Origin of the sequence: Streptomyces sp. NPDC045470 (genome assembly GCF_040646595.1) — a bacterium.
Lineage (GTDB): Bacteria > Actinomycetota > Actinomycetes > Streptomycetales > Streptomycetaceae > Streptomyces.
Genome location: NZ_JBEZAN010000008.1, coordinates 248,406 through 271,520, shown reverse-complemented (window position 1 = coordinate 271,520; position 23,115 = coordinate 248,406). Strand labels below are relative to the sequence as shown.

The window sequence follows — 23,115 nt, the reverse complement described above, 5'->3', positions numbered from 1 at the left end:
GGCCGTACGGACCCTGGTCGTACGGACTCTGACCGTGCGGGTCCTGGTCGTGCGGGTCCTTGCCGTGCGCGGTCTGGTGGTCGGTCACTCCATGAGTATCGCCGGGAGCGTCCCGATCACCGACCGGGCCCGCTCACACCGAGCGCAACAACACCGCCGGCCGCTCCACACAGTCCGCGACAAACCGCAGGAACCCGCCCGCCGTACCTCCGTCACACACCCGGTGGTCGAAGGTGAGCGACAGCTGCACGACCTGGCGTACGGCCAACTCCCCCTCGTGGACCCACGGCTTCGCCGTTATTCGGCCCACCCCCAGCATCGCCGCTTCGGGATGGTTGATGATCGGTGTGGAGCCGTCGACGCCGAAGACGCCGTAGTTGTTGAGGGTGAAGGTGCCGTGGGTCAGCTCGGCCAGGCCGAGCTGACCGGTCCGGGCCGCCTCGGTCAGCCGGGCCATCTCGGCGGACAGCCCCTCGGCCGTACGGCGGTGCGCGTCCCGTACGACCGGCACGACCAGTCCGCGATCGGTCTGCGCCGCGAAGCCCAGGTGCACGGCGGGCAGCCGAACGATCTCGTTGGCCGCCAGGTCGACGGTGGCGTTGAGCTGCGGATACCGCGCGAGCGCCGCCGTACAGACACGGGCCAGCAGCGCGAGCAGCGAGACCTTCGCCCCACCGGCCGCGTTCATGTCCCGCCGCGCGGCGAGCAGTTCCGTGGCGTCGGCGTCCACCCAGCAGGTCGCGTCGGGGATCTCCTGACGGCTGCGCCGGAACTTCTCCGCCGCGGCGCCCCGCATGCCCCGCAGCGGTATGCGCTCGGCCTCCGGGGGAAGCCCCACGGACGTCACCGCACCGGCCGCACTCCCCGACACGGCCGACGGCCGGCCCTCACCACCGACGGCCCCGAGCCCGACGCCGGGCCGAGCCCCAGCCCCGGCCCGGGCTCCAGCCTCGGTCACGGCCCCGGTCCCGGCTCCGGCCGCCCGCGCCCGTACCGCCACCTCCACATCCGTACGGAGGATCAGGCCCTCCGGCCCCGACCCGCGTATCTCCCGCAGGTCCAGCCCGTGCTCCCGCGCCAGCCGTCGGACGAGCGGGGAAATCACCGGCACCGGACCGGCCGCCGCACCACCCCGCCGTACGTCCTTCGGCCCCGAAGCCCCGCCTCGCCCCGCGCCCGAGGCCCCACCCGGTCCCCCGGCCGCCCCGGCACCCGCGCTGGGGCGGACCCGTCGCCGACGCGCCGCCGCTGCACTCGTGCCGTACCCGACCAGGACATTCCCCGACCCTTCGGCCGCACCCGTACCCGCACCGGCCCCCGCGTCCCCACCGGCCTCACCACTCGCTTCCCCCGCACCCGCGCCCTCCTCGGCGGCCCCTGCCTGCCCGGCGCCCGGCGCCTGCGACCCGACCGCCACCGTCAGCAACGGCGACCCGACGGGCAGTTCCGCCCCCTCGTCCCCGAACCGCGCGGTGACCACACCCCCGTACGGGCACGGCACGTCCACCAGCGCCTTCGCGGTCTCCACCTCGACCACCGGCTGATCGACGGCGACGACCTCGCCGACCTCGACCAGCCACCGCACCACCGTCGCCTCGGTCAGGCCCTCTCCGAGGTCGGGCAGCGTGAACTCACGGACCACGGCCATCAGTCACCGCTCCCCTCGGCCCAGTCCGACTCCCACTGGAGGCGGCTGACGGTGTCCAGGATCCGGTCGACGCCCGGCAGGTGGTGGCGCTCCAGCATGGGCGGCGGGTACGGGATGTCGAAGCCCGCGACCCGCAGCACCGGCGCCTCCAGATGGTGGAAACAGCGCTCCGTGACGCGCGCGGCTATCTCCCCGCCGGGGCCGCCGAAGCCGCTGGACTCGTGCACGACGACCGCGCGGCCCGTACGCCGTACCGAGGCGCAGACCGTCTCGTCGTCGAAGGGCACCAGCGAGCGCAGGTCGAGGACCTCCAGGTCCCAGCCCTCCGCCGTGGCCGCTTCGGCCGCCTCCAGGCAGACCGGCAGCGACGGTCCGTACGTGATCAGCGTGGCGCTGCGCCCGGTCCGCCGGATCTCGGCGCGGCCCAGTTCGGCCACCGGTTCCGGGGCGTCGGGGGACCAGTCGGCGCGCGACCAGTACAGGCGCTTCGGTTCGAGGAAGACCACCGGGTCGTCGGAGGCGATGGCCGCCCGCAGCAGCCCGTACGCGTCGGCGACCGTCGCCGGGGTGACGACCTGGAGCCCGGGGGTGGCGAGGTAGTACGCCTCGGAGGAGTCGCTGTGGTGCTCCACGCCGCCGATGCCGCCGCCGTACGGGACGCGGATGGTCAGCGGCAGCGGCATGGCACCCCGGGTGCGGTTGCGCATCCGGGCGACATGGCTGATGAGCTGCTCGAACCCGGGGTAGGCGAAGGCGTCGAACTGCATCTCCACGACCGGCCGCAGCCCGTACATGGCCATACCGACCGCCGTACCGAGGATGCCCGCCTCGGCGAGCGGGGTGTCGCCGCAGCGCTCCTCGCCGAACTCCTTCGCCAGGCCGTCGGTGATCCGGAAGACCCCGCCCAGCTCCGCCACGTCCTCGCCCATCACATGGACGGCCGGATCGTCGGCCATCGCGTCGCGCAGCGCGCGGTTCAGCGCCTGCGCCATGCTGGCGGGCTTGCGTCCGGCCTCCGCCGCTGTCGCCGTCATGTCCGCTCCTCCTCAGCCGCGCCGCGCGCCGTCCCGCCGGCGGTATCCCCTCCGGTGTCGCCCTCGGCGTCCGCCGCCTCGGCCTCCAGCTCGGCCCGGAGCTGCGCCGCCTGCTCACGCAACTGGGCGGTCTGCTCGGCGTAGACGTGCGCAAACAGGTCCATCGGGGCCAGGGCCGGGTCCTGGTTCATCCGCTCCCGGAGTCCGGCGGCCAGCTCCTCGGCGCCGTCCCGGGTCCGCTGCACGAAGTCGTCGGTGAGCAGGCCGCGCTCGGTCAGCTCCCGCTCCACCAGGGCTATCGGGTCGTGCTGACGCCACTCCTCGACCTCGGCCTCGGTGCGGTAGCGGGTGGCGTCGTCGGCGTTGGTGTGCGCCTCGATGCGGTACGTGAGCGCCTCCACGAGCGTCGGTCCCCCGCCCCGGCGCGCCCGCTCCACCGCCTCGCCGAGCACCTCGTGCAGCGCGGGCGCGTCGTTGCCGTCCACCAGACGGCCCGGCATCCCGTACCCGACGGCCTTGTGGGCGAGGGACGGTGCGGCGGACTGCTTGGCGAGCGGTACGGAGATCGCGAACCCGTTGTTCTGGACGAGGAAGACCACCGGGGCCTGCCACACCGCGGCGAAGTTCAGCGCCTCGTGGAAGTCACCCTCGCTGGTGCCGCCGTCACCCACCAGTGCGAGCGCCACCACGTCGTCCCCCTTCAGGCGCGCAGCGTGCGCGAGGCCCACCGCGTGCGGGAGCTGGGTGGCGAGCGGTGTGCACAGCGGGGCGATGCGGTGCTCGTGCGGGTCGTACCCCGTGTGCCAGTCGCCCCTCAGGAGGGTGAGGGCCTGTACGGGATCGAGGCCGCGGGCCACGGTGGCGAGGGTGTCGCGGTAGCTGGGGAAGAGCCAGTCCTGCTCCTTCAGCACCCGCGCGGCGGTGACCTGGCACGCCTCCTGGCCGGTGGAGGAGGGGTAGACCGCCAGCCTGCCCTGCCGCGTCAGGGCCGTGGCCTGGGCGTTGTAGCGGCGGCCGCGCACCAGTTGCTCGTACAGGTCCGTCAGCAGTCCGGCATCGATCCGGCCGGCGGCGTCCGTGCCCAGCAGCCGGTACGGCTCCGCGTCGGGCAGGAGGGGCGCGGGGTCCACGCGGGGACGCCACGCGGGCGGCGGTGCGGGCCAGTAGCTCCCGCTCCTCCTGCTGCCGCGCTGCTCAAGAACCGTCATGACGAGCACCTCCTTGGACTTCGGAAAGAGTGGCGCGGAGCGCCTGGCGGGGGTCGGTGATGGACGACGGGCGGGTAGAGGAACGAAGGGACCGGACGAGTGGCCCGCACCTACCGATTGTTCGGTCGTCGGCACATTTTGGCTACAGGCGGGCTCAGCCTGTGGACAATCGGTTCTCCACAGCCTGAGATGAGGACAGGGTGTCCATCCAGGGGAGGCGAGGCGGTATGCCGGACGAACAGATGGCCAACGGTGGCGGGCAGCGCCCCGCCCGCCCCTTGGACACCATCGACCGCGCGATCCTGAACATGCTGCAGGCGGACGGACGCGCATCCATACGCTCCGTTGCCGAGCGTGTACACGTCTCCCGCGCCAACGCCTACGCGCGCATCAACCGGCTGATCGACGACGGAGTGATCCGCGGCTTCAGCGCGCGCATCGACCAGGAACGGGCCGGGCAGGGCGCCTCCGCCTACGTCACGCTGAAGATCGTGCAGAACTCCTGGCGCACGGTCCGCGCCCAGCTCACCGAGCTTCCGGGGGCCGCGCACATCGCCCTGGTCAGCGGCGATTTCGACGTGCTGCTGTTAGTGCACACCAAGGACAACCAGGAGCTGCGGGAACTGGTCCTCACCCGTATCCAGTCGATCCCGGAGGTGCTCAGCACCCGCACCCTGCTCGTCTTCGAGGAGACCGATCTGGGGGCCGAGCGCAGTTAGACGCGCCGTTCAGGGACGTCTGAAGGACGTCTCAGGACGTCGGCGGCCGGCCCGGGGCCCCGCCTCAGGTCCGCAGCCCCGCGAACGCCGTCCGCACCACGGCCTCGGCGACCTCGTCACTGTTCGCCGAGCCGCCCCGGCCCGGCCGGTACCACTCCACGATCGAGTTGATCATGCCGAAGAGCAGCCGGGTCGCCAGCCGGACGTCCACGTCCGCGCGCAGGTCACCGTCGGCGGCGGCCTGCTTGAGCAGCTCGGTGACCTCGCCGTCGAAGTCCCGCCGGCGCTCCATGGCCCAGCGCTCCGTGTCGGTGTTGCCGCGCACCCGCAGCAGCAGCGTCACGTACGGCAGCTCCTCCATCAGCACTTCCGCCTCGCGCCTGGCCACGTACTCCAGCCGCTCGATGGCCCGCCCCGTACGCGCGCCGGGCTCCTGGAGGACTCCGAAGAGCCCGTCCAGTGCCCGGCTTATGGCGCGGTGCAGCAGTTCTTCCTTGCTGCGTACGTGGTGGTAGATCGAGGACTTGGAGATACCGGCCGCCCGGGAGAGGTGCTCCATGGAGGTGCCGTCGTACCCGCGCTCGTTGAACACCTCGACGGCGACCGACAGCAGCGAATCGGGCGTGTAGGTGTCGCGCTTGGCCATGGTCATGATTAGAGCACCCGGCCGTTCAGCTTCAAACTGCGGCGCAGGGCCCGGGACGGTCCGTAACGGCCGTCGGCGTACTGGTGGCGCAGCGTCTCCAGCAGGTCGCACACCCAGTGCCGGCCGACGCGCGCGGCCCACTCCGAGGGCCCGCCGGGGTAGTTCACCCCGAGCCGCATGGCCGTGTCGATGTCCTCGCGGCTCGCGACGCCGCGCGCCTCGGCGTCCGCGGCGAAGTCCACGATCATCGCGACGGTACGGGCGACGATCATGCCCGGTACGTCGTCGATGACGCTCACCTTCTTGCCGAGCGCCTGGAAGAGGCCGACCGCCTCCCGTACGTCCTGCTCGGACGCCTCCGCGCCGGGCGCGAGGGCGATGCGGGTCGCGGCCCGGTAGTCCAGCGCCAGGTCGAAGCGGATCGCCGGACCTGACGGGTCCCCGGTGGCGGGGCGGCCGTCGGTCAGCGCCAGGCGGGCGCCGCCCGGCAACCGGATGCAGCCCTGGTGCTCCCCTGGCGTGCCGTCCCGGGTGACCTTGATGCCGGCCTCGTCGATCAGCTCCTGGAGGACGGCGGCCGGCCCGGTGAGCTGCGTGTGCACCGTCACGGCCGCCGGTGCCGGGCACGGCTGCGCGGTGTGCGGCTGCTGCCCGGGGGCGCCGTCGGCGTGGTCGTACCAGCCCCGCCCCGTCTTGCGGCCCAGCAGCCCGGCCTCCACCAGGCGCCGCTGCGCCAGTGAGGGCGTGAACTTCGGGTCACGGAAGAAGCCTTCCCACACCGATCGGGTGACGGCTTCGTTCACGTCCTGTCCGATGAGGTCCATCAGCTCGAACGGCCCCATCCGGAAGCCGCAGGACCCGCGCAGCACGGCATCGACGGTGGCCGGGTCGGCGGCCCGCTCCTCGTACACGCGCAGGGCCTCCGCGTAGAAGGGGCGGGCGATGCGGTTGACGATGAAGCCGGGAGTGTCGGCGCTGCGTACGGGAGTCTTGCCCCAGGCCGCGGCCGTCTCGTACGCGGTGGTGGCCGCCGAGGCGTCCGTCGTGAATCCGCTGACGACCTCGACGAGGGGCAGGAGCGGTGCCGGGTTGAAGAAGTGCAGGCCCACGAAGCGCCCGGGCAGGCGGAGCGCGCCGGCGACGGCGGTGACGGACAGGGAGGAGGTGTTGGTGGCCAGCAGGCAGTCCTCGCCGACCACGTCCTCCAGGGCGGCGAACAGTTCCTGCTTCGCGCCGAGTTCCTCCACGATCGCCTCGACGACGAGTGCGGCGTCGGCGAGTTGGGGGAGTGCGGAAGCGGGGGTGAGGCGCGCGCGGGCCGCCGCGCGCTCCGCGGGCGCCATCCTGCCCTTCTCCACCAGCCGGTCCAGGCGGCGTCCGATCGCCTCGGCGGCATCGGCGGCCCGGCCCGGCAGCGCGTCGTAGAGCCGCACCGGGTGGCCCGCGACCAGCGCGACCTGCGCGATTCCCTGGCCCATGGTGCCCGTGCCGACGACCGCGACGGTGCGGCCCGCTTCGATGGCTGTCATGACGGCTGATCCTCCCCGACGGAGTTGTCCACAGGTTCGCCGGACCCTCTTGCCCCGACCGATCGTTCGGTTACTCTAGCCCCGTCGCCGAAATGGTGCCCAGCCCTGTCCTCGGACCTGTCCGCGCAGAGGCGTCGCTTCCTCGGCGTGGCGTCCGCGCCGCGCGTCGGGCGCCCTGAGACGGCAGGCCCAGCCCGCCCGACGAGGAGTTGGTCTTCGATGGCCGCCGAACTGACCGCAGCGCAGCTGCTCGAAAAGCACCGTCCGACGCTCGACCAGGCGCTGGAGGCGATCCGTACCCGCGCGTACTGGTCCCCGCATCCCGAGCATCCCAAGGCCTACGGGGAGAACGCCGCGGCGGACGGCCAGAGCGCCTTCGACGCCCTGCGCGGCAAGCGTTTCGAGCTGGACCAGCCCGGTACGGACGACTGGGTGGGCGCGGAAGTCTCCCCGTACGGCATCGGGTTGAACATCAGCTACCCGCACCCGGACGCGGACGTGCTGCTGCCCGCGATGCGCGCGGCGGTGCCCGCGTGGCGCGATGCCGGCCCGCAGACCAGGGCTCTGGTCTGTCTGGAGATCCTGTCGCGGATCAGCGCGCGCACCCATGAGTTCGCGCAGGCCGTGATGCACACCAGCGGCCAGGCGTTCATGATGGCGTTCCAGGCGGGCGGACCGCACGCCCAGGATCGCGGCATGGAGGCCGTCGCGTACGCCTACGCCGAGCAGGTCCGCACCCCGGACCAGGCCTCCTGGTCCAAGCCACAGGGCAAGCGCGACCCGCTGGAGCTGACCAAGTCCTTCAAGGCCGTCCCCCGCGGCGTCGCCCTCCTGATCGGCTGCAACACCTTCCCGACGTGGAACGGCTACCCGGGCCTGTTCGCCTCCCTGGCCACCGGCAACGCGGTCCTGGTCAAACCGCACCCGCGGGCCGTGCTGCCGCTCGCGCTCACCGTCCGGGTGGCGCGCGAGGTGCTGGCCGAGGCCGGGTTCTCCCCCGACCTGGTCGCCCTGGCCGTCGACCGGCCCGGCGAGGGCCTGGCCAAGACCCTCGCGGTACGCCCCGAGGTCCGCATCATCGACTACACGGGCTCCACCGAGTTCGGCGACTGGCTGGAGGCCAACGCGCCCCAGGCGCGCGTCTACACGGAGAAGGCCGGCGTCAACACGGTCGTCATCGACTCGACGGACGACTACAAGGGCATGCTCGGCAACCTCGCCTTCTCCCTGTCCCTGTACAGCGGCCAGATGTGCACCACCCCGCAGAACCTCCTCATCCCCCGCGACGGCATCACCACGGACGTCGGCCCCAAGTCGTACGACGACGTGGTCGGCGACCTCGCGACCGCCGTGGACAAGCTGCTGGGCGACGACGCGCGAGCCAACGCCCTGCTGGGCGCGATCGTCAACCCGCAGGTCAAGGAGCGGATCGAGGCGGCCTCCGGGCTGGGCGAGGTGGCTCTGCCCTCCCGCGAGGTGGCCAACCCCGACTTCCCCGACGCCACGGTCCGTACGCCGGTGATGGTCAAGATGGACGGCGCACGCAAGCTCTGGGAAGGCGCGGGCGCCGACGCCGCCTACCTCTCGGAGTGCTTCGGCCCCGTCTCCTTCGCGGTGGCCGTCGACTCCGCGGCGGACGCGGTGGACCTGCTGCGGCACACGACCCGCGTCAAGGGCGCGATGACGGTCGGCGCGTACACCACTTCCGGGGAGGTGGAGAAGCTGGTGGAAGAGGCGTGCCTGGAGGAGTGCGCGCAGCTCTCCCTCAACCTGACCGGCGGGGTGTACGTCAACCAGACCGCCGCCTTCTCCGACTTCCACGGCTCGGGCGGCAACCCGGCGGCCAACGCGGCCCTGTGCGACGGCGCGTTCGTGGCCGACCGCTTCCGGACGGTGGAGGTGCGCAGGCCCGCCCAGGAGAGCTAGAGCCCAGGAGAGAAGAGCGTCGGCCCGGCAGCCGCTCCGTTCACCCCGGCCGCGGCGGCCGGTGCCGCCGTGCCGCGGGACATCCAGTGGAAGAGGCCCATGGCCACGCTCGTGGCCAGGTTGAAGCTGGACACCCGCGCCTGCATCGGCACCGCGACCAGCGCCGTCGCCCGCTCCCGCAGCTCGTCCGAGATGCCCTGCCGCTCGGACCCGAAGGCCAGGATCGCGTCGTCCGGGAACGTCACGGAGCGGATGTCCACGCCTTCGGGGTCGAGGGCATAGACCGGTCCTGGCGGCAGTTCCGGCAGCGTCAGGCGCTCCACCGCACCGGCGAAGTGCAGACCGGCGCTGCCCCGTACGGCGTTGGGGTGCCAGGGGTCGAGCGAGCCGGTGGTGACCACGCCGGTGGCGCCGAAACCGGCCGCCAGGCGGACGACGGCACCGATGTTGCCCAGGTTGCGGGGATTATCCAGGAGCACGACGGGAGCGGGCCGCGGGACCTCGCGGAGCCGGGCCAGGTTCGCCGCGGCGTCGGGGCGTACGGCGAGGGCCGCGACACCCGTGGGGTGCACCTTCGGCAGGAGAGTACGCAGTGCGGTCACGGGAACCTGCTCCGCCAGCGCGTCGAGGTCGCCGGTCAGGTCGTCCGCGAGTTCCTCGGCGAGCGCCAGCAGGGCGGGCTTGTCGCTGGTCAGGACGTGCCGGACGTCCCCGCCGAAGCGCAGGGCGTGCTTCAGCGCGTGGAAGCCGTCCAGGAGGACCGAGGCCGGGTCGCCGGCGCTCGCGCGCCAGCGCCGTACCGGATCGTCCGAGGTCCCGTTCTCGATCATTTCTCCACTATCTCAACTGTCCGCCGGGCGGACACCCGCCGCTCCCGTCCACGGCGTCACTCACGTACCGCCGCATGACGTCACTCGCGGACCGCTGGACGACATCACTCGCGTACCGCTGTACGGCGTGGGAGCACCCGGTCGCGTACGGAGGTGACCCGGGCTCCCAGCCACACCAGGAAGACCGTCGGCAGGAACACCGCGTCCGCCGTGATCATCGCGAGCGAGAAGAACGGCAGGCCGAGCAGGAACGCGATCGACAGGTGCTCGCAGATCATCGCGACCAGCAGCACGTTCTTCAGGCGGCGGTTGAAGAGGGTGAAGGGGAAGGCGACCTGCACGATCACCGTGCCGTACGTGATCAGCATGATCATCAGGCCGTTGTCGGCGAGCACCCGGGACAGCTCCGGCCAGGGCGAGAAGTAGTCCAGGTGCATCGGGTAGTACACCGCGGTGCCGTCCTGCCAGCGCGTTCCCTGGATCTTGTACCAGCCCGCCGTGGCGTAGATCAGGCAGACCTCGACGACGATCACCAGCAGGGCACCGTTGTGGATCAGCTTGGTGATCATGTCGAGGACGGTGCGCGGCTCTCCGGGCGCGTACCTCCGCACCGCCCACCACACCCCGTGCGAGAGCCACAGCAACCAGAAGGTCAGGCCCCAGCCCACGTTCGGGAAAGGCCCGGGGCCGAACCAGGAGAGGCCCGACAGGCCCAGGACCTGGGCGACGGCGAGGAACAGCCCGAGAACCGCCCACAGGACGACTCCGGTGAGGTCACGCGACGGGCCCCCGCCGGGCGGTCCCGCGTGCTGCGCCGCGCGGCGCGCGTCCAGCGACCACACCTGCCCGCACCGGGTCAGCACCAGGTATATCGCCATCAGGTGCAGGACGTTGTCGCCGCCGTCCCCGATGAAGATGCTGCGGTTCTGCAGCGAGAGCACACCCACCATGAACAGCACCGACATGGTGCGGGTCCGCCAGCCGACCAGCAGCAGGGCGCTGGCGACGACGGCGAGGCCGTAGACGAGTTCGAACCAGCCCCGGTTGTCGGTCCACGTCAGGACCGAGAACGCCTCGTTTCCGTCGAGGAGCCGACGCGCCATGTCGCCGCTCCAGGGGCCGTGGGGCCCGTACAGCTCGTGCCGGTACGGCCACTCCCGCAGCAGGAAGAAGAGCCAGGTGGCCGCGAACCCGATGCGGATGACGGCGGACTGGTACGGGGCGAACGCGCTGCCCGTGACGCGCCTGAAGGCCTGTCCGAAGGCGCGCTCGACGCGCGTCTCGTCGGGGCGGGCGGTCGTCGCGGGGGCCGGGCGGGGGGCCGGGGCGGACGCCGGGACGGTGGGCGGCTCCGAAGGCGGGCCGGGGGGCTGGGGGACGGTGGGCCAGACGGTGCGGGCCTGGGCGGGGGAGTCGGTGTGTTCCGTCCGGCTCTGGGCAGGGACGGTTGCTGCGGGACGGCCGGTGTCCGTGTCGGTGTCCGAGTCCGGGTCCGAGTCCGAGTCCGAGCGGTTCTGGGCGGGGACGACCGCCGCGGCGACGCCGCTGTCCGTCCGGCCGGTTGTCAGCGCGGTGCCGGCTCCGGTACCGGTGGTCGTCGCCGAGGAGCCGGTACCGCTCTCGCCGACTGCCGGCGGCGTGCCGGTGTCCGTACGGCCGCTCCCCGCCGCGGCCTCCGTCTCCGTACGGCGCTTCGCCGCCGGGGAACCGGTGTCCGCCGCGTCCCGCGCCCCTTGCGAAGGCGTCCTGTGCGCTGTCACTGGATTTTCGCTCCTTCGGGCAGGTCGTCTGCGGTGACCGGCCACCAGGGCAGCTCGCGGTACCTGGGCTTCTCGCTGATCTTCTCCGAGCTCCACGACGGCGGGCTGACGGCCGTCGTCATCGAGCGCACCTGAATCTGCTCGACCTTGCCGCGCGCCGCCCACTGCGCGCTCATGCGCTGCATCACGATCCGCCGTACGTACCGCTCGGCCAGCTCACCTCGTGCACCGGAGGTGCGGTTCTGTGCGTCGTGGGTGTTCAGGTAGTACTCCCAGGCGCGGCGGAGTTCGTTCTGCTGCGTGTGACTGGGTACGGGGTTGTGCAGCAGGGCCCGGCCGTCGACGGCGGACAGGTCGGTCCAGCCGGTGGTCAGCCGGTCGTCGCCCTCGGTGCGCACCTGGGCGCGCACCTGCACCGCGATGTTCTGCTGCAGCGGGTTGGGCGCGAACAGCTTCCAGTTCTGCTCGTACTCCGGGAAGACGTAGTCGTTGATCACTTCGCTGTGCTGCTTGCTCAGCGTGTTGGGCGGCGCCACGTGCAGGAACATCATCGCCAGGTGGACGGCGACGGCCAGCGTCACGGCGCCCGCCACGACGGTCACCACGATGCGTGACGGTAGCGAGAGCGCGGCCGGTGGCCGCGGTTCGTCCCCGTAATGCTGCATTCCTGCCCCGTTCCCAGATCCCGAGCGGCTTTTCACCGCTCCGGAACCGTACCTAGGCGACCCCACGCGGCACACCCTCCCCTGAGTTATCCACAGGCTTGACACCCCGCACGCGCGGCCACACCATTGAACCGAACGATCGGTCGGTCGGGAGGCAGGGGGATCACATGACGACGATCGCGCCGGGCGAGGAGTCCCTCGCGGCCCTGGAGTCAGGCTTCGACGCCGCCGTGGCAGCGGACGAGCGCATCGAGCCGCGTGACTGGATGCCGGACGCCTACCGCTCCTCGCTGGTACGCCAGATAGCGCAGCACGCGCACTCCGAGATCATCGGGATGCAGCCGGAGGCGAACTGGATCGCCCGGGCCCCGTCGTTGCGCCGCAAGGCGATCCTGATGGCGAAGGTGCAGGACGAGGCGGGCCACGGCCTGTATCTCTACAGCGCCGCCGAGACCCTCGGAGCAAGCCGCGACGAGCTGCTCGACAAGTTGCACTCCGGCCGCCAGAAGTACTCGTCCATCTTCAACTACCCCACCCTGACCTGGGCCGACGTCGGTGCCATCGGCTGGCTGGTGGACGGCGCCGCGATCACGAACCAGGTCCCGCTGTGCCGCTGTTCGTACGGCCCGTACGCCCGCGCCATGGTCCGCGTCTGCAAGGAGGAGTCCTTCCATCAGCGCCAGGGCTACGAGCTCCTGCTGGCCCTGAGCCGCGGCACCGAGGCCCAGCACGCCATGGCGCAGGATGCCGTGGACCGGTGGTGGTGGCCCTCGCTGATGATGTTCGGCCCGCCCGACGACGCATCGGCGCACTCGGCCCAGTCCATGGCCTGGAAGATCAAACGGCACTCCAACGACGAACTGCGCCAGCGCTTCGTGGACATCTGCGTCCCACAGGCCGAATCCCTCGGCCTCACCCTCCCGGACCCCGACCTGACGTGGAACGAACAGCGCGGTCACTGGGACTTCGGCCCCATCGACTGGGACGAGTTCCGCGAGGTGCTCAAGGGCAACGGGCCCTGCAACGACCAGCGGATGAGCCAGCGGCGCCGCGCCCACGAAGAAGGCGCCTGGGTGCGCGACGCCGCGGCGGCGTACGCGGCCAAGCACGGGGAGGGGACCCGATGACCACGACCGGTACGCAAAGCAGCGAGCACCCGGGAAGCCGGCCGGCTCCGGACGGCGCCGGGAGCCGGACCGGACCGAGGAGCCAGCCCGAGTCCGGGGCTGCACCAGCGGGACCGGACACACCGCAGCCGGCACCCGGCGGTGCGCCCGCCGCTCCCCGGGGCAGCACACCGGCCACGCCCACCGCGAAGCCCACCGACTGGCCCCTGTGGGAGGTCTTCGTCCGTAGCCGGCGCGGCCTGTCCCACACCCACGCGGGCAGCCTGCACGCTCCGGACGCCGAGATGGCCCTGCGCAACGCCCGCGACCTCTACACCCGCCGCTCGGAAGGCATCTCGATCTGGGTGGTCCCGTCCGCCACGATCTCCGCCTCCTCCCCGGACGAGAAGGACTCCTTCTTCGAACCGGCCGCCGACAAGCCCTACCGCCACCCGACCTTCTACGAGATCCCGGACGGGGTGCAGCACCTGTGAAGCCCGTACCGACAGCACAGGCCCCGGCCACCGCCGACAGCACCGCCGCGGCTCCCGCCCCCGCGGGCTCCCTCGCCCGGGACGTCGCCGCCGCTGCCCCGGCCCTGGCCCTCGGTGACGACGCCCTCGTCCTGTCCCACCGGCTGGGGGAGTGGGCCGGGCACGCCCCCGTACTGGAGGAGGAGGTGGCCCTCGCCAACATCGCGCTGGACCTCCTCGGCCAGGCCCGCGTCCTGCTCTCCCTCGCCGGGGACGAGGACGAACTGGCCTACCTCCGCGAGGAACGGGCCTTCCGCAACTGCCAGCTCGTCGAGCAGCCCAACGGCGACTTCGCCCACACCATCGCCCGCCAGCTGTACTTCTCCACCTACCAGGAGCTGCTGTACGGCCACCTGGCCTCCGGGGGCTCCCCACTGGCCCCGCTGGCGGCGAAGGCGGTCAAGGAGGTCGCCTACCACCGTGACCACGCCGAGCAGTGGACCCTGCGCCTGGGCGACGGCACCGAGGAGAGCCACGAGCGGATGCAGCGCGGCCTGACCGCCTTGTGGCGCTTCACCGGCGAGCTCTTCGAGCCCGTGCCGGGGCTGGACGTCGACCTGCCCGCCCTGCACGACGCCTGGACCACCCGCATCGAGGACATCCTGACGCGAGCCACCCTCACCGTCCCTCAGGGCCCGAGCCGCGGTGCCTGGACCGCGGGGGCCGGGCGCCAAGGGCTGCACACCGAACCGTTCGGCCGGATGCTCGCCGAGATGCAGCACCTGCATCGAAGCCACCCGGGGGCGACATGGTGACCACCGCCCTCGAAGAACGGCTGCGCGATCTGGCCGGCTCCGTACCCGACCCCGAGCTGCCGGTCGTCACCCTGGCCGAACTGGGCGTTCTCCGCGGGCTGCGGCTGACCGGCCCCGGGCAGGTGGAGGTCGAACTCACCCCGACGTACACGGGCTGCCCCGCCGTCGAGGCCATGTCCGCCGACATCGAACGCGTCCTCCACGACAACGGCGTCCCCCAGGTCGAGGTGCGTACCGTCCTCGACCCGCCGTGGACGACCGACGCGATCACGGCCGAGGGCCGCCGCAAGCTGACCGAGTACGGCATCGCCCCGCCGCGCCCCACCGGCCCGGCCGGCGGGCCCGTACCGGTGGCGCTGGCCATCCGCTGCCCGCACTGCGGATCGACCGACACCACGCTGCTCAGCCGGTTCTCCTCCACCGCCTGCAAGGCACTGCGCCGCTGCGAGACCTGCCGCGAACCGTTCGACCACTTCAAGGAGTTGTGATGTTCCACCCGCTCCGGGTCGCGGAGATCGAACAGCTCACGGACGACGCCGTCGCCGTCACCTTCCAGGTGCCGCCAGAGCTGCGCACGACCTTCCGGCACGTCCCGGGCCAGCACATCGCCCTGCGCCGCACGGTGGACGGCCGGGAGATCCGCCGTACGTACTCGATCTGCACCCCGGCAGCGGACGCCCCCGTGCTGCGGGTGGGGATACGGCTGGTCGAGGACGGCGAGTTCTCCACCTTCGCGCTCAAGGAACTGGCCGTCGGTGACACGGTCGACGTCATGGCGCCGGCCGGGCGCTTCGTTCTGGAGCCCCGCCCCGGGCACTTCGTCGGCATCGTCGGCGGCAGCGGCATCACACCGGTGCTGTCCATCGTCGCGACGCTGCTGACCCGTCAGCCGGACGCCCGTTTCTGCCTGGTCCGCAGCGACCGTACGGCAGCGTCGACGATGTTCCTGGAGGAGGTCGCCGACCTCAAGGACCGCTTCCCGGAACGCTTCCAGCTCGTCTCCGTCCTCTCCCGCGAGGATCAGCAGTCGGGCCTGTCCTCCGGCCGACTGGACGAGGAACGGCTGCGCGCGCTGTTGCCCGCCCTGCTGCCCGTGGCATCCGTCGACGGCTGGTACCTGTGCGGCCCGTACGGCCTCGTCCAAGCCGCGGAACACGCCCTGCGCAGCCTCCAGGTCCCCCGGAACCGCATCCACGAAGAAATCTTCCACATATCCGGGCCCACACCCGCGGAAGCCGCCCTCGCGGACGCCGCCTCCACGAACCCCACCGTTACTGCCCCCACCTTCGCGGGCACCACGGTTGCGGGAGACTCCACCTCTCTCCCCGGCGGCCCCGCACCTCTTCGCGCCCCCGCCCACAGCACCGTGACCGCGACCCTGGACGGCCGGGCAGGTAGCTGGCCGGTCCTGGACGGTGAACCGCTGCTGGAAACCGTGCTGCGCAACAGGGCGGACGCCCCGTACGCCTGCAAGGGAGGCGTCTGCGGCACCTGCCGCGCGTTCCTGGTGTCGGGTGAGGTCCGGATGGACCGCAACTATGCCTTGGAGGACGAGGAAGTCGCATCGGGATACGTTCTCGCCTGTCAGTCGCATCCCGTGACGGAGGAGGTCGAGCTGGACTTCGACCGCTGACCCCATTCACAAATACTGCAACCTGTTCTAACTTGACGACCCGTCAGGCAGTCGCCGTGCGGGCACGCGGGAGGACAGGACAGTGGACTTCACCTTCACCGAGGAGCAGCAGGCGGCCGTCGAGGCGGCCAAGGCGGTCTTCGCGGATGTCGCTCCCGACAGCGTGCCGAGCCCAGCCCTCACCGCCGGTGCCGTGGCCGACGACATCGACCGCCCCCTGTGGCGCAAGCTGGCCGACGCCGACCTGCTGAGCCTGGTGCTCGCCCCGGAGTACGGCGGTGCGGGGCTGGACCCGATCGCGCTCTGCCTGGTGCTGTGCGAGTCCGCCAAGGTGCTCGCCCGCGTACCGCTGCTGGAGAACAGCGCCGCGGGCCTCGCTGTCCAGACCTACGCCACCGACGCTCTGCGCGCCGATGTACTGCCCCGGGCCGGACGCGGCGAGCTGGTCCTGACGGTCGCCGCTGCCGGACGCACCGGCCACGACCCCGCCGAGCTCGCCGTCACCGCCCGCCACGAAGACACCGGCTGGGTCCTCGACGGCATGCAGACCGCCGTCCCCTGGGCGCAAGCCGCCGACCGCCTCCTCGTCCCCGCCCACACCGGCGACGGAACCGCCGTGCTCGCCCTCGTACCCCGCCTCCAGCACGGCGTCCGCCTCGACGACCAGACCTCCACCAACGGCGAACGCCACGCGGAAGTCCACCTGAACTCCGTACGGATCCGCGACGAAGAGGTGATCACCGCGCCCGGCGCCTGGGAGTGGCTGCGCAACCTCCTCACCACCGGCACCTGCGCGCTGGCCCTCGGCCTCGGCCAAGCCGTACTGGCCATGACCAGCGCCTACACGGCGAAGCGCGAACAGTTCGCCTTCCCCGTCGCCACCTTCCAGGCCGTCGCCGTCCAGGCCGCCGACCGCTACATCGACCTGCGGGCCATGGAGGCCACCCTCTGGCAGGCCGCGTGGCGCATCAGCAGCGGCGCGAACGGCGCACTGCCGCCGGCGGGGGATGTCGCGGTGGCCAAAATCTGGGCGTCGGAGGGCGTACGCCGCGTCGTGCAGACCGCACAGCACCTGCACGGCGGCTTCGGAGCGGACACCGACTACGCACTGCACCGGTACCACGCCTGGGCGAAACAGCTCGAACTCTCGCTCGGCCCCGCCGCCGCACACGAAGAAGCCCTGGGCGACCTGCTGGCCGCCCACGCCCTCGGCTGAGCGGCCGGCCGAACGCGGCAGGTCAGACGACCGCGCCCGGCTCGCCCTTGCTGTCCTTCACCGGGCGGCCGGAAGCCTCCCACGCCTGCATCCCGCCATCGACGTTCACCGCGTCGATGCCCTGCTGGATCAGGTACTGGGCGACCTGCGCGGAACGGCCACCGACCCGGCACAGCACATAGACCTTGCCGCCGTCGGGCGCCCGCTCCGTCAACTCGCCGTACCGGGCGACGAACTCGCTCATGGGGATGTGCAGCGCGCCTTCGGCGTGCCCCGCCTCCCACTCGTCATCCTCCCGGACGTCCAGGAGGAAGTCCTCGGACGTCAATGCGTCCACCTTGACCGTGGGCAGAGAACCGAAATGCATGGGCCCGACGCTACCCGACCAGCTGCGTCAGGTACGCCTCGCGCTCGGCCACATCCGCCAACAGCTTCTCGGCGATCTCCTCCAGCAGCGCGTCCGGATCCTCGGGCGCCATCTTGATCATCGCGCCGATCGCACTGTCCTCCAGCTCGGCGGCGATCGCCGCGAGCATCTCCTTACGCGCCGCCAGCCACTCCAGCCGCGCGTAGAGCTCCTCACTCTCGCTCGGCCGCTGCTCCTGCGGCACCGGGCCGGCCTCCCACTCACGGGCCAGCTCACGCAGCGCCGCCTCGTCCCCGGCCCCGTACGCGGCGTTGACCCGCATGATGAACGCGTCCCTGCGGCCCCGCTCGGCCTCGTCGCGCGCCAGGTCGGGGTGGGCCTTGCGCACCAGGTCGCGGTAGACCCGACGGGCCTCCTCGCTCGGCCGCACCTTCTGCGGCGGCCGGACCGACTGTTCGTTGAGCATCGCTTCGGCCTCCGGGTACAGCCCCTCGGACCCCATCCACCCGTGGAAGAGCTCCTCGACATCAGGCATCGGCAGCACCGACGCCCGCGCCTCCCGCGCCTTGCGTACGTCCTCGGGGTCGCCCGTACGAGCTGCGATCGCCTCGGCGATCCGGGCATCCAGCTCGTCCAGCCGCGCGTACATGGGGCCGAGGCGCTGATGGTGCAGCCGGGAGAAGTTCTCCACCTCCACCCGGAAGGTCTCCACCGCGATCTCGAACTCGATCAACGCCTGCTCAGCGGTTTCCACCGCCCGCGCCAACCGCCGCGTCGAAGCCCCGCCCGCGCCGTCGTCCTCGTGTGCGCGGCCCGCATCCGCACCCTGGACGCCGGGGTCGGCGTGATCGCCCCGCACCGCATCGGCCGCCGGGCCCGCCTGCCCCGTCTGCCCCGGCTGAGTCCCTTGATCCATCAGGCCCCCCTGACCCGCCTGGCCTGTCGGGCCCTCCTGACCCGCCTGGGCCTGGTGTCCCCCTTGCGTCGCGTGGGCCGCATGCCCCGGGGCCCCGTGGTCAGCGTGTGCGTCCTGGCCGTCCTGCGCGTTCTCCGCCTGCGAGTTCGTCACCCGGCCACCCTACGGCCCGTGCCGACCCCGCTCAGACTCCCGTCTCCGCGGCTATCCGCCCCTTCCTGATCGCCGCGACCAACTCCGCGTGATCCGCCTCCGTACGGTCCGCGTAGGCCACCGCGAAGTCGGCCAGCGCCTCGTCCAACGCCTCCCCCTTGCCGCAGTAACCCGCCACCACACGCGGGTCGGCGCTGTGCGCATGCGCCCGGGCCAGCAACGCGCCTGTCATCCGTGCGTAGTCGTCGATCTGGCCGCCGGCTAGGGCGGTCGGGTCGACGCTGCCTTTACGGTTCCGGAACTGCCGCACCTGGTAGGGCCTCCCCGCCCCCTCCCCCCGCCCCCACCCCGCCCTTCGTGTCGTGCCCCCGCCCACCCCTCAGCCCGCCATCGAGCCGGCGTCTCGCCCTCGCCCTCGCCCAGCCCCTCACCCCAGGCCCTGCCCGGCCTCGCGCCCCACGTCACTCCCCGCTTCGCACACCCCGTCCCGCCACGCCCCGCACCCCACGCCCCGTTACGCCCTTCGCCCCACGCCTCACCGTGCCCCTCACCCCACGCCTCGCCAGGCCCCTCAGCCCACTCCTCGTCCCGGCCCCTGCCACGCCCTCGCTCGCGTCCCCGCCCCGCTTGCTCGCCTGCGTCACCGCCGCTCTCACCGCTTCCCGCGTGCGGCTCGTACACCGTCGTCCAGCCCAGCAAGCTGTCGCTCACCACCTGCATGTGCCGCTGTCCGCGTACGATCCGTCGGCCCTCGTGCGCGACCGCCGACGCAGGGAAGCCGGCCTTCTCCGCGTACGGTGTCAGCGCCGAACTCCTCGCCTCCTTCACCTGGAGCACCAGTGGCTCACCACGGTGGTCGAGCAGCAGCACCACATAGGAGCGCAGGCCCACACTCCCCGTGCCCACCACCCTGAACGCCACGTCCTGCACCTCGTACCTGGCCAGCAGCGGGAGCCGGTGCTCCGGCAGCGTGTCCAGGTAGCCGGCGAGCGAGGAGGCGACCGCGGCGGCCTCCGCGTCCGGTATGCGCCGCAGTACGGGCGGGGCGTCCACGAACCTCCTGCCGCCGCCGGATATCTCCTCCGTCGCCTTCGCCGCGAACCGCGCGCTGGTGTTCTTCCGGGCCTTGGCCACCACCCGCTCCAGCGTGCCCAGCAGATCGCGGGCGTCCGTGTGGGAGACCAGTTCCTCGTCGGCTATCGCGTGCCAGGCGTCGGCGGCCGACATGCCCGCCAGCAGCCGCATCGTGCGGCGGTACGCACCCACCGCGTCCCGGGCCGCCTCACGGCACTGCTCCTCACTCGCCCCCGCCTCCCGGCCGGCCAGCACCAACGACGCCACGAGCCGCTTCAGGTCCCATTCCCAGGGCCCGTACAACGTCTCGTCGAAGTCGTTGAGATCCATCACCAGCTTGCCGCGGGCGTCGCCGTAGAGACCGAAGTTGGCCGCGTGCGCGTCACCGCATATCTGCGCGCCGATGCCGGTCACCGGGGTGGTCATCAGGTCGTACGCCATCAGGCCGGCGGTCCCGCGGAGGAAGGCGAAGGGACCGGCAGCCATGCGGCCGACCCGTATGGGCACCAGTTCCGGTAGACGGCCAGCGTTGGATTCCTCGACCGTCGTCACCGCGTCGGGCCGCCCGGCGTCCGGCGTGAACCGGCCGTGCGCGGAGCGGGGTGCCCGCTCCCGGAGCGCCTTGCCGACCGCTTTCGGCGCGGGTCCCCGCGCGTCCGGCTTCGCGAACCCCGTTACGTACGGCAATCGCGTCATCGCCGCCACCTCCCCCTTCGTACCCCTGCCCCTGCCCCGGACTCCGTCGTCCGGCCGCGTCGGAACCCGCAGAAACCGGTGGTCTGCCGCCGGTTGGCGGAGCGCTGTCTCCGCCGCGTGTTCACGACGGTACAGACAGACCCCGCCTTGCGGCAGGGCCTGTGGATAACTCTGGGTGACGGATTTGAGGGACGGATCTGTGGACGGATCTGCGGGACGGAGTGGGAAGGGGCGAGGCGGGTGCGGCACCCGTGGCGGGTGCCTTACGACTCGGTCGGCCCGGTCGGTCGGGTCGGTTGGGGCGGTTGGGGCGGGCCGCCCGGACCGGTCGGTTCACCCGGCCCGGGCGATCCTGCCCAGGCTCGCCCGGCCCGGTCGGCCCGGTCGGCTCAGACTCCGACTGCCTCTTCCATCTCCTCCTCGGCCTCCTCGGCCTTTTCATCTGCCTCGGACCGCCCAGCCCGCTCCGCGTTCCGGCCATCGCCGGCCCCCGCAGCATGGGCGGGGCGGCGTTCCGGCACCGTTGCGGCCACGGCGGCTGCGGCCACGGCCGTCGCGTTCTGCGCTGCTGCCGCCGCCGCGCGCCGGCGGCGTGCCTCGGCAAGGGATGCCACGCCGATCATCACGAAGCCCACGACCAGCCACAGCACCAGCGTCCAGACGTGCCCGGCCAGCCCGTTGCCGTCGAAGTAGACGTGGCTGCGGGTGCCCTCGACGAAGCCGGCGCCGTTCCAGAACGCGTGGAGGGAGGCGAAGAAACCGTTCTGCAGCTCGGGGCGGAAGACACCGCCCGCAGAGGTGAAGTTGAGCATGACGAACAGCGCCATGACACCCAGCGTGGTCCAGCGCTTGAGGAACGTGTGCAGGCCGGTACCGATCAGCAGGATGCCCGCCGAGTACAGCCAGGCCATGGACCACAGCCCCCACAGCCCGTGGTCCACGAGGTGGAAGACCGGTCCGGCGAAGAGCGTTCCGAGGATGCTGACCACGAAGGAGGTACCGACCGCCAGCGCCGCGCGCAGCCGGATCGGCAGGACGGCCCCGGCGCCGCCGATCACCGCGACCGAGGCGTACGAGCCGATGCTGATCGCGACCATCAGGAAGAAGAGGCCCTGGCCCGTCGGGTCGTCCTCGCTCGGCGGAGCGACATCGGTGACCTTGAGCGGCGTGCCCTGCTGGGCCGCGACGGGCGTGAAGATCTTCTGCACCACGGTCGCCGTGGTGTCGGAGCCGGCGGTCGCGACCATCAGTTCCGGCGCCGCCTTCGCCCCGGCGCCGTTCTTCGCCGCCGACGCGCCGTCCCCCTTCGAGGCCGGCGCTCCGCCGCTCGCCCCGGCCGGCGCACCGCTGCCGGCGGCGTGCGCGTCCATCACGTACGCGCCGAAGATCTCCTGGTGCTTCAGCTGGTCCACGGCCTCGGCCCGGTCGCCGACCGTGCGGACGTCCAGGCCGCCGTGCGCCTTGTCACTGATCGACTGGGCGAGCACCTGTGCCGGGGATCCCGAACCGACCACGGCGACGGGCAGGTGGTGCGGCTCGGGGTGCGCGAACGCCCCCAGGTAGGCCAGGCCCATCCCGATGCACATCAGCAACGGGGTGATCAGGTGGGTCAGGACGTGCCGCAGATCGGCTCGGTGGTCGGGGCGGTGGTGGTCAGGACGTCGGACCGAACTCATGCGTCGTGCCTTCTCAAGCTAGTCGCTCAGCATCGAGTAGTTGGCTTATACAACTCTCACTTCACGTTGTACTATACAACTACTACGACGAAAGGCAAGCACCCGTGGCCCGCAGAGACGAATCCGTCGAGACCATCCAGCAGGAGATGACCGCGTTCGCCCGCCGGGCACGCGCCACCGCCGCCCGTATGCACCCCGAGCTCTCGCTCGTCTCCTACACACTGCTGGCGCATCTCGACGATCAGAAGGGCTGCCGCGCGACCGACCTCGCCGCGCATTACCTCCTGGACAAGTCCACGGTCAGCCGGCAGATCTCCGCCTTGGAGAAGCTCGGCTTCGTCGAGCGCCGCGTCGACCCGGACGACCACCGCGTCCAGGTGCTGCACCCCACGACCAAGGGCGCGCAGATGCTGGCCAACGTCACCGCCAGCCGCCGCCAGGCGTTCCACGAGCGGCTCGCCGACTGGGACGAGGAGGACCTGGACCGTTTCGCCTCGTACCTGCTGCGCTACAACGCCGCGCAGGCGCGGCTCGGCTGAGAGTCGCAGACGGGCCCGAGCCCTGCCTCTGCCGCGCCGACCGGGAATCCCGCCCCTGCCGTCTCGACCGGGAGGGGCCCTGCCTCTGCCACCTCGGCAGCCCTTGCCGTCACCGCCCCCGCTCAGCCCCGGAAGCGCGCCGGACACTGCCCGCCGTCGGCGAGGTACGTCTCCGCCCACCGGGACAGTTCCTTGAGGGCGGGGTCGAGCGCCCGCCCCGCCTCGGTCAGGCGGTACGAGACGCGCAGCGGCGGGCCGCCGTCCACCTCGCGTACGACCAGACCGGCCGCGGACAGCTCCGTGAGCCGGTCCGAGAGCATGCGCTCACTGATTCCGGGGACCGCCCGCCGTAGCTCGGCGAAGTACACCGGGCCGTCGAGAAGGACGGCCACGACCAGGCCCGTCCACCGCTTGCCCAACAGCGAGAAGACCCGCGTCATGCCGGTGTCCACCTGCCTGCATGCCTCTTCGCCGCGCTCCGTCATA

22 protein-coding genes and 1 pseudogene are annotated in these 23,115 nt (G+C 72.0%); 9 read left to right on the top strand and 14 right to left on the bottom strand.

The features are described 5' to 3' along the window. Nucleotides 1–133: 133 nt before the first annotated feature. The 3 genes from AB0A97_RS23720 to pdhA are packed head-to-tail and all read right to left on the bottom strand — an operon-like array spanning nt 134 to nt 3,890. Nucleotides 134–1,648: a dihydrolipoamide acetyltransferase family protein gene (locus AB0A97_RS23720; RefSeq protein ID WP_361153249.1), complete on the bottom strand. Its 1,515-nt coding sequence runs from the start codon at nt 1,646–1,648 to the stop codon at nt 134–136. Then, nucleotides 1,648–2,682 carry an alpha-ketoacid dehydrogenase subunit beta gene (locus AB0A97_RS23715; protein ID WP_361153246.1) on the bottom strand — a complete coding sequence of 345 codons (1,035 nt, stop codon included), beginning with the start codon at nt 2,680–2,682 and terminating at the stop codon, nt 1,648–1,650. Before AB0A97_RS23715 ends, AB0A97_RS23720 begins: the two co-directional genes overlap by 1 nt. Then, nucleotides 2,679–3,890 carry a pyruvate dehydrogenase (acetyl-transferring) E1 component subunit alpha gene (pdhA, locus tag AB0A97_RS23710; protein WP_361153244.1) on the bottom strand — a complete coding sequence of 404 codons (1,212 nt, stop codon included), beginning with the start codon at nt 3,888–3,890 and terminating at the stop codon, nt 2,679–2,681. Before pdhA ends, AB0A97_RS23715 begins: the two co-directional genes overlap by 4 nt. A 227-nt stretch (nt 3,891–4,117) precedes the next feature. Between pdhA and AB0A97_RS23705 the strand changes: the two genes are divergently transcribed. Continuing rightward, nucleotides 4,118–4,609 (top strand): Lrp/AsnC family transcriptional regulator, encoded by a 492-nt coding sequence (locus tag AB0A97_RS23705; protein WP_361153241.1) that lies wholly within the window; start codon nt 4,118–4,120, stop codon nt 4,607–4,609. Nucleotides 4,610–4,673: 64 nt separating this feature from the next. Here AB0A97_RS23705 and AB0A97_RS23700 read toward each other — a convergent pair whose 3' ends face one another. Together AB0A97_RS23700 and AB0A97_RS23695 are read right to left on the bottom strand one after the other, a co-directional pair. Then, the gene (locus AB0A97_RS23700; RefSeq protein ID WP_361153238.1) at nt 4,674–5,261 is read right to left on the bottom strand and encodes a TetR/AcrR family transcriptional regulator; all 588 of its coding nucleotides are present in this window, start codon (nt 5,259–5,261) and stop codon (nt 4,674–4,676) included. Nucleotides 5,262–5,263: 2 nt separating this feature from the next. Further along, nucleotides 5,264–6,784, bottom strand: a complete 1,521-nt coding sequence (locus AB0A97_RS23695) for a 3-hydroxyacyl-CoA dehydrogenase (protein ID WP_361153236.1) — start codon at nt 6,782–6,784, stop codon at nt 5,264–5,266. Nucleotides 6,785–7,003: 219 nt separating this feature from the next. Here AB0A97_RS23695 and paaN point away from each other — a divergent pair, with 219 nt between their 5' ends. Continuing rightward, entirely contained in the window at nt 7,004–8,710 is a 1,707-nt protein-coding gene (gene paaN, locus AB0A97_RS23690) for a phenylacetic acid degradation protein PaaN (RefSeq protein ID WP_361153233.1), read from the top strand. On the opposite strand, the gene AB0A97_RS23685 is transcribed toward paaN, so the two are convergent. From AB0A97_RS23685 to AB0A97_RS23675, 3 genes are all read right to left on the bottom strand, one after another. Then, a complete protein-coding gene (locus AB0A97_RS23685) occupies nt 8,707–9,540 on the bottom strand; it encodes a TrmH family RNA methyltransferase (protein WP_361153232.1) in 834 nt (277 codons plus the stop codon). The two genes, paaN and AB0A97_RS23685, sit on opposite strands and share 4 nt — an antisense overlap. Nucleotides 9,541–9,644: 104 nt before the next feature. Next, entirely contained in the window at nt 9,645–11,108 is a 1,464-nt protein-coding gene (locus AB0A97_RS23680; RefSeq protein ID WP_361153395.1) for an HTTM domain-containing protein, read from the bottom strand. A 188-nt stretch (nt 11,109–11,296) separates the two neighbouring features. Continuing rightward, nucleotides 11,297–11,965 (bottom strand): DUF5819 family protein, encoded by a 669-nt coding sequence (locus AB0A97_RS23675; RefSeq protein WP_361153229.1) that lies wholly within the window; start codon nt 11,963–11,965, stop codon nt 11,297–11,299. A 167-nt stretch (nt 11,966–12,132) separates the two neighbouring features. Between AB0A97_RS23675 and paaA the strand changes: the two genes are divergently transcribed. The 6 genes from paaA (at nt 12,133) to AB0A97_RS23645 (ending at nt 17,208) form a co-directional block, all read left to right on the top strand. Continuing rightward, nucleotides 12,133–13,092 (top strand): 1,2-phenylacetyl-CoA epoxidase subunit PaaA, encoded by a 960-nt coding sequence (paaA, locus tag AB0A97_RS23670; protein WP_361153227.1) that lies wholly within the window; start codon nt 12,133–12,135, stop codon nt 13,090–13,092. 206 nt (nt 13,093–13,298) lie between these two features. Further along, nucleotides 13,299–13,565, top strand: coding sequence for a 1,2-phenylacetyl-CoA epoxidase subunit PaaB (gene paaB / locus AB0A97_RS23665; protein ID WP_361153393.1), 267 nt, complete (start codon nt 13,299–13,301; stop codon nt 13,563–13,565). 104 nt (nt 13,566–13,669) lie between these two features. Continuing rightward, nucleotides 13,670–14,359 carry a 1,2-phenylacetyl-CoA epoxidase subunit PaaC gene (paaC, locus tag AB0A97_RS23660; RefSeq protein ID WP_361153390.1) on the top strand — a complete coding sequence of 230 codons (690 nt, stop codon included), beginning with the start codon at nt 13,670–13,672 and terminating at the stop codon, nt 14,357–14,359. Further along, on the top strand, nt 14,353–14,847 hold the full coding sequence (gene paaD / locus AB0A97_RS23655; protein WP_361153224.1) for a 1,2-phenylacetyl-CoA epoxidase subunit PaaD: 495 nt from the start codon (nt 14,353–14,355) through the stop codon (nt 14,845–14,847). Before paaC ends, paaD begins: the two co-directional genes overlap by 7 nt. Then, complete coding sequence (locus AB0A97_RS23650) at nt 14,847–15,992, top strand: 2Fe-2S iron-sulfur cluster-binding protein (RefSeq protein ID WP_361153222.1); 1,146 nt, start codon at nt 14,847–14,849, stop codon at nt 15,990–15,992. The genes paaD and AB0A97_RS23650 overlap by 1 nt, the downstream gene beginning before the upstream one ends. 82 nt (nt 15,993–16,074) lie before the next feature. Next, nucleotides 16,075–17,208, top strand: coding sequence for an acyl-CoA dehydrogenase family protein (locus AB0A97_RS23645; RefSeq protein ID WP_361153219.1), 1,134 nt, complete (start codon nt 16,075–16,077; stop codon nt 17,206–17,208). 22 nt (nt 17,209–17,230) lie between these two features. Here AB0A97_RS23645 and AB0A97_RS23640 read toward each other — a convergent pair whose 3' ends face one another. The 5 genes and pseudogenes from AB0A97_RS23640 to AB0A97_RS23620 all read right to left on the bottom strand — a co-directional run bounded on the left by AB0A97_RS23640 (nt 17,231) and on the right by AB0A97_RS23620 (nt 22,090). Further along, complete coding sequence (locus AB0A97_RS23640; RefSeq protein ID WP_361153216.1) at nt 17,231–17,575, bottom strand: rhodanese-like domain-containing protein; 345 nt, start codon at nt 17,573–17,575, stop codon at nt 17,231–17,233. A gap of 10 nt (nt 17,576–17,585) precedes the next feature. Further along, nucleotides 17,586–18,491, bottom strand: a complete 906-nt coding sequence (locus AB0A97_RS23635) for a hypothetical protein (protein ID WP_361153213.1) — start codon at nt 18,489–18,491, stop codon at nt 17,586–17,588. Between the two features lie 184 nt (nt 18,492–18,675). Further along, a pseudogene (locus AB0A97_RS23630) lies at nt 18,676–18,969 on the bottom strand (DUF2252 family protein); the annotation flags it as partial. Then, entirely contained in the window at nt 18,906–20,414 is a 1,509-nt protein-coding gene (locus AB0A97_RS23625) for a DUF2252 domain-containing protein (protein WP_361153210.1), read from the bottom strand. The gene AB0A97_RS23625 and the pseudogene AB0A97_RS23630, both read right to left, overlap by 64 nt. 389 nt (nt 20,415–20,803) lie before the next feature. Continuing rightward, nucleotides 20,804–22,090 carry an ABC transporter permease gene (locus AB0A97_RS23620; RefSeq protein WP_361153207.1) on the bottom strand — a complete coding sequence of 429 codons (1,287 nt, stop codon included), beginning with the start codon at nt 22,088–22,090 and terminating at the stop codon, nt 20,804–20,806. 104 nt (nt 22,091–22,194) lie between these two features. On the opposite strand from AB0A97_RS23620, the gene AB0A97_RS23615 reads away from it, so the two are divergent. Beyond that, nucleotides 22,195–22,629: a MarR family winged helix-turn-helix transcriptional regulator gene (locus AB0A97_RS23615; RefSeq protein WP_361153204.1), complete on the top strand. Its 435-nt coding sequence runs from the start codon at nt 22,195–22,197 to the stop codon at nt 22,627–22,629. 122 nt (nt 22,630–22,751) lie between these two features. On the opposite strand, the gene AB0A97_RS23610 is transcribed toward AB0A97_RS23615, so the two are convergent. Next, entirely contained in the window at nt 22,752–23,114 is a 363-nt protein-coding gene (locus AB0A97_RS23610) for a helix-turn-helix domain-containing protein (protein WP_361153201.1), read from the bottom strand. Nucleotide 23,115: the final 1 nt, after the last annotated feature.

What these genes read in the sequence shown, in the direction of transcription:
- AB0A97_RS23720 (WP_361153249.1), bottom strand. Translation starts at nt 1,648, where the DNA reads ATGGCCGTGGTCCGTGAGTTCACGCTGCCCGACCTCGGAGAGGGCCTG.
- AB0A97_RS23715 (WP_361153246.1), bottom strand. Translation starts at nt 2,682, where the DNA reads ATGACGGCGACAGCGGCGGAGGCCGGACGCAAGCCCGCCAGCATGGCG.
- pdhA (WP_361153244.1), bottom strand. Translation starts at nt 3,890, where the DNA reads ATGACGGTTCTTGAGCAGCGCGGCAGCAGGAGGAGCGGGAGCTACTGG.
- AB0A97_RS23705 (WP_361153241.1), top strand. Translation starts at nt 4,118, where the DNA reads ATGCCGGACGAACAGATGGCCAACGGTGGCGGGCAGCGCCCCGCCCGC.
- AB0A97_RS23700 (WP_361153238.1), bottom strand. Translation starts at nt 5,261, where the DNA reads ATGACCATGGCCAAGCGCGACACCTACACGCCCGATTCGCTGCTGTCG.
- AB0A97_RS23695 (WP_361153236.1), bottom strand. Translation starts at nt 6,784, where the DNA reads ATGACAGCCATCGAAGCGGGCCGCACCGTCGCGGTCGTCGGCACGGGC.
- paaN (WP_361153233.1), top strand. Translation starts at nt 7,004, where the DNA reads ATGGCCGCCGAACTGACCGCAGCGCAGCTGCTCGAAAAGCACCGTCCG.
- AB0A97_RS23685 (WP_361153232.1), bottom strand. Translation starts at nt 9,540, where the DNA reads ATGATCGAGAACGGGACCTCGGACGATCCGGTACGGCGCTGGCGCGCG.
- AB0A97_RS23675 (WP_361153229.1), bottom strand. Translation starts at nt 11,965, where the DNA reads ATGCAGCATTACGGGGACGAACCGCGGCCACCGGCCGCGCTCTCGCTA.
- paaA (WP_361153227.1), top strand. Translation starts at nt 12,133, where the DNA reads ATGACGACGATCGCGCCGGGCGAGGAGTCCCTCGCGGCCCTGGAGTCA.
- paaD (WP_361153224.1), top strand. Translation starts at nt 14,353, where the DNA reads ATGGTGACCACCGCCCTCGAAGAACGGCTGCGCGATCTGGCCGGCTCC.
- AB0A97_RS23650 (WP_361153222.1), top strand. Translation starts at nt 14,847, where the DNA reads ATGTTCCACCCGCTCCGGGTCGCGGAGATCGAACAGCTCACGGACGAC.
- AB0A97_RS23640 (WP_361153216.1), bottom strand. Translation starts at nt 17,575, where the DNA reads ATGCATTTCGGTTCTCTGCCCACGGTCAAGGTGGACGCATTGACGTCC.
- AB0A97_RS23635 (WP_361153213.1), bottom strand. Translation starts at nt 18,491, where the DNA reads ATGGATCAAGGGACTCAGCCGGGGCAGACGGGGCAGGCGGGCCCGGCG.
- AB0A97_RS23625 (WP_361153210.1), bottom strand. Translation starts at nt 20,414, where the DNA reads ATGACGCGATTGCCGTACGTAACGGGGTTCGCGAAGCCGGACGCGCGG.
- AB0A97_RS23620 (WP_361153207.1), bottom strand. Translation starts at nt 22,090, where the DNA reads ATGAGTTCGGTCCGACGTCCTGACCACCACCGCCCCGACCACCGAGCC.
- AB0A97_RS23610 (WP_361153201.1), bottom strand. Translation starts at nt 23,114, where the DNA reads ATGACGGAGCGCGGCGAAGAGGCATGCAGGCAGGTGGACACCGGCATG.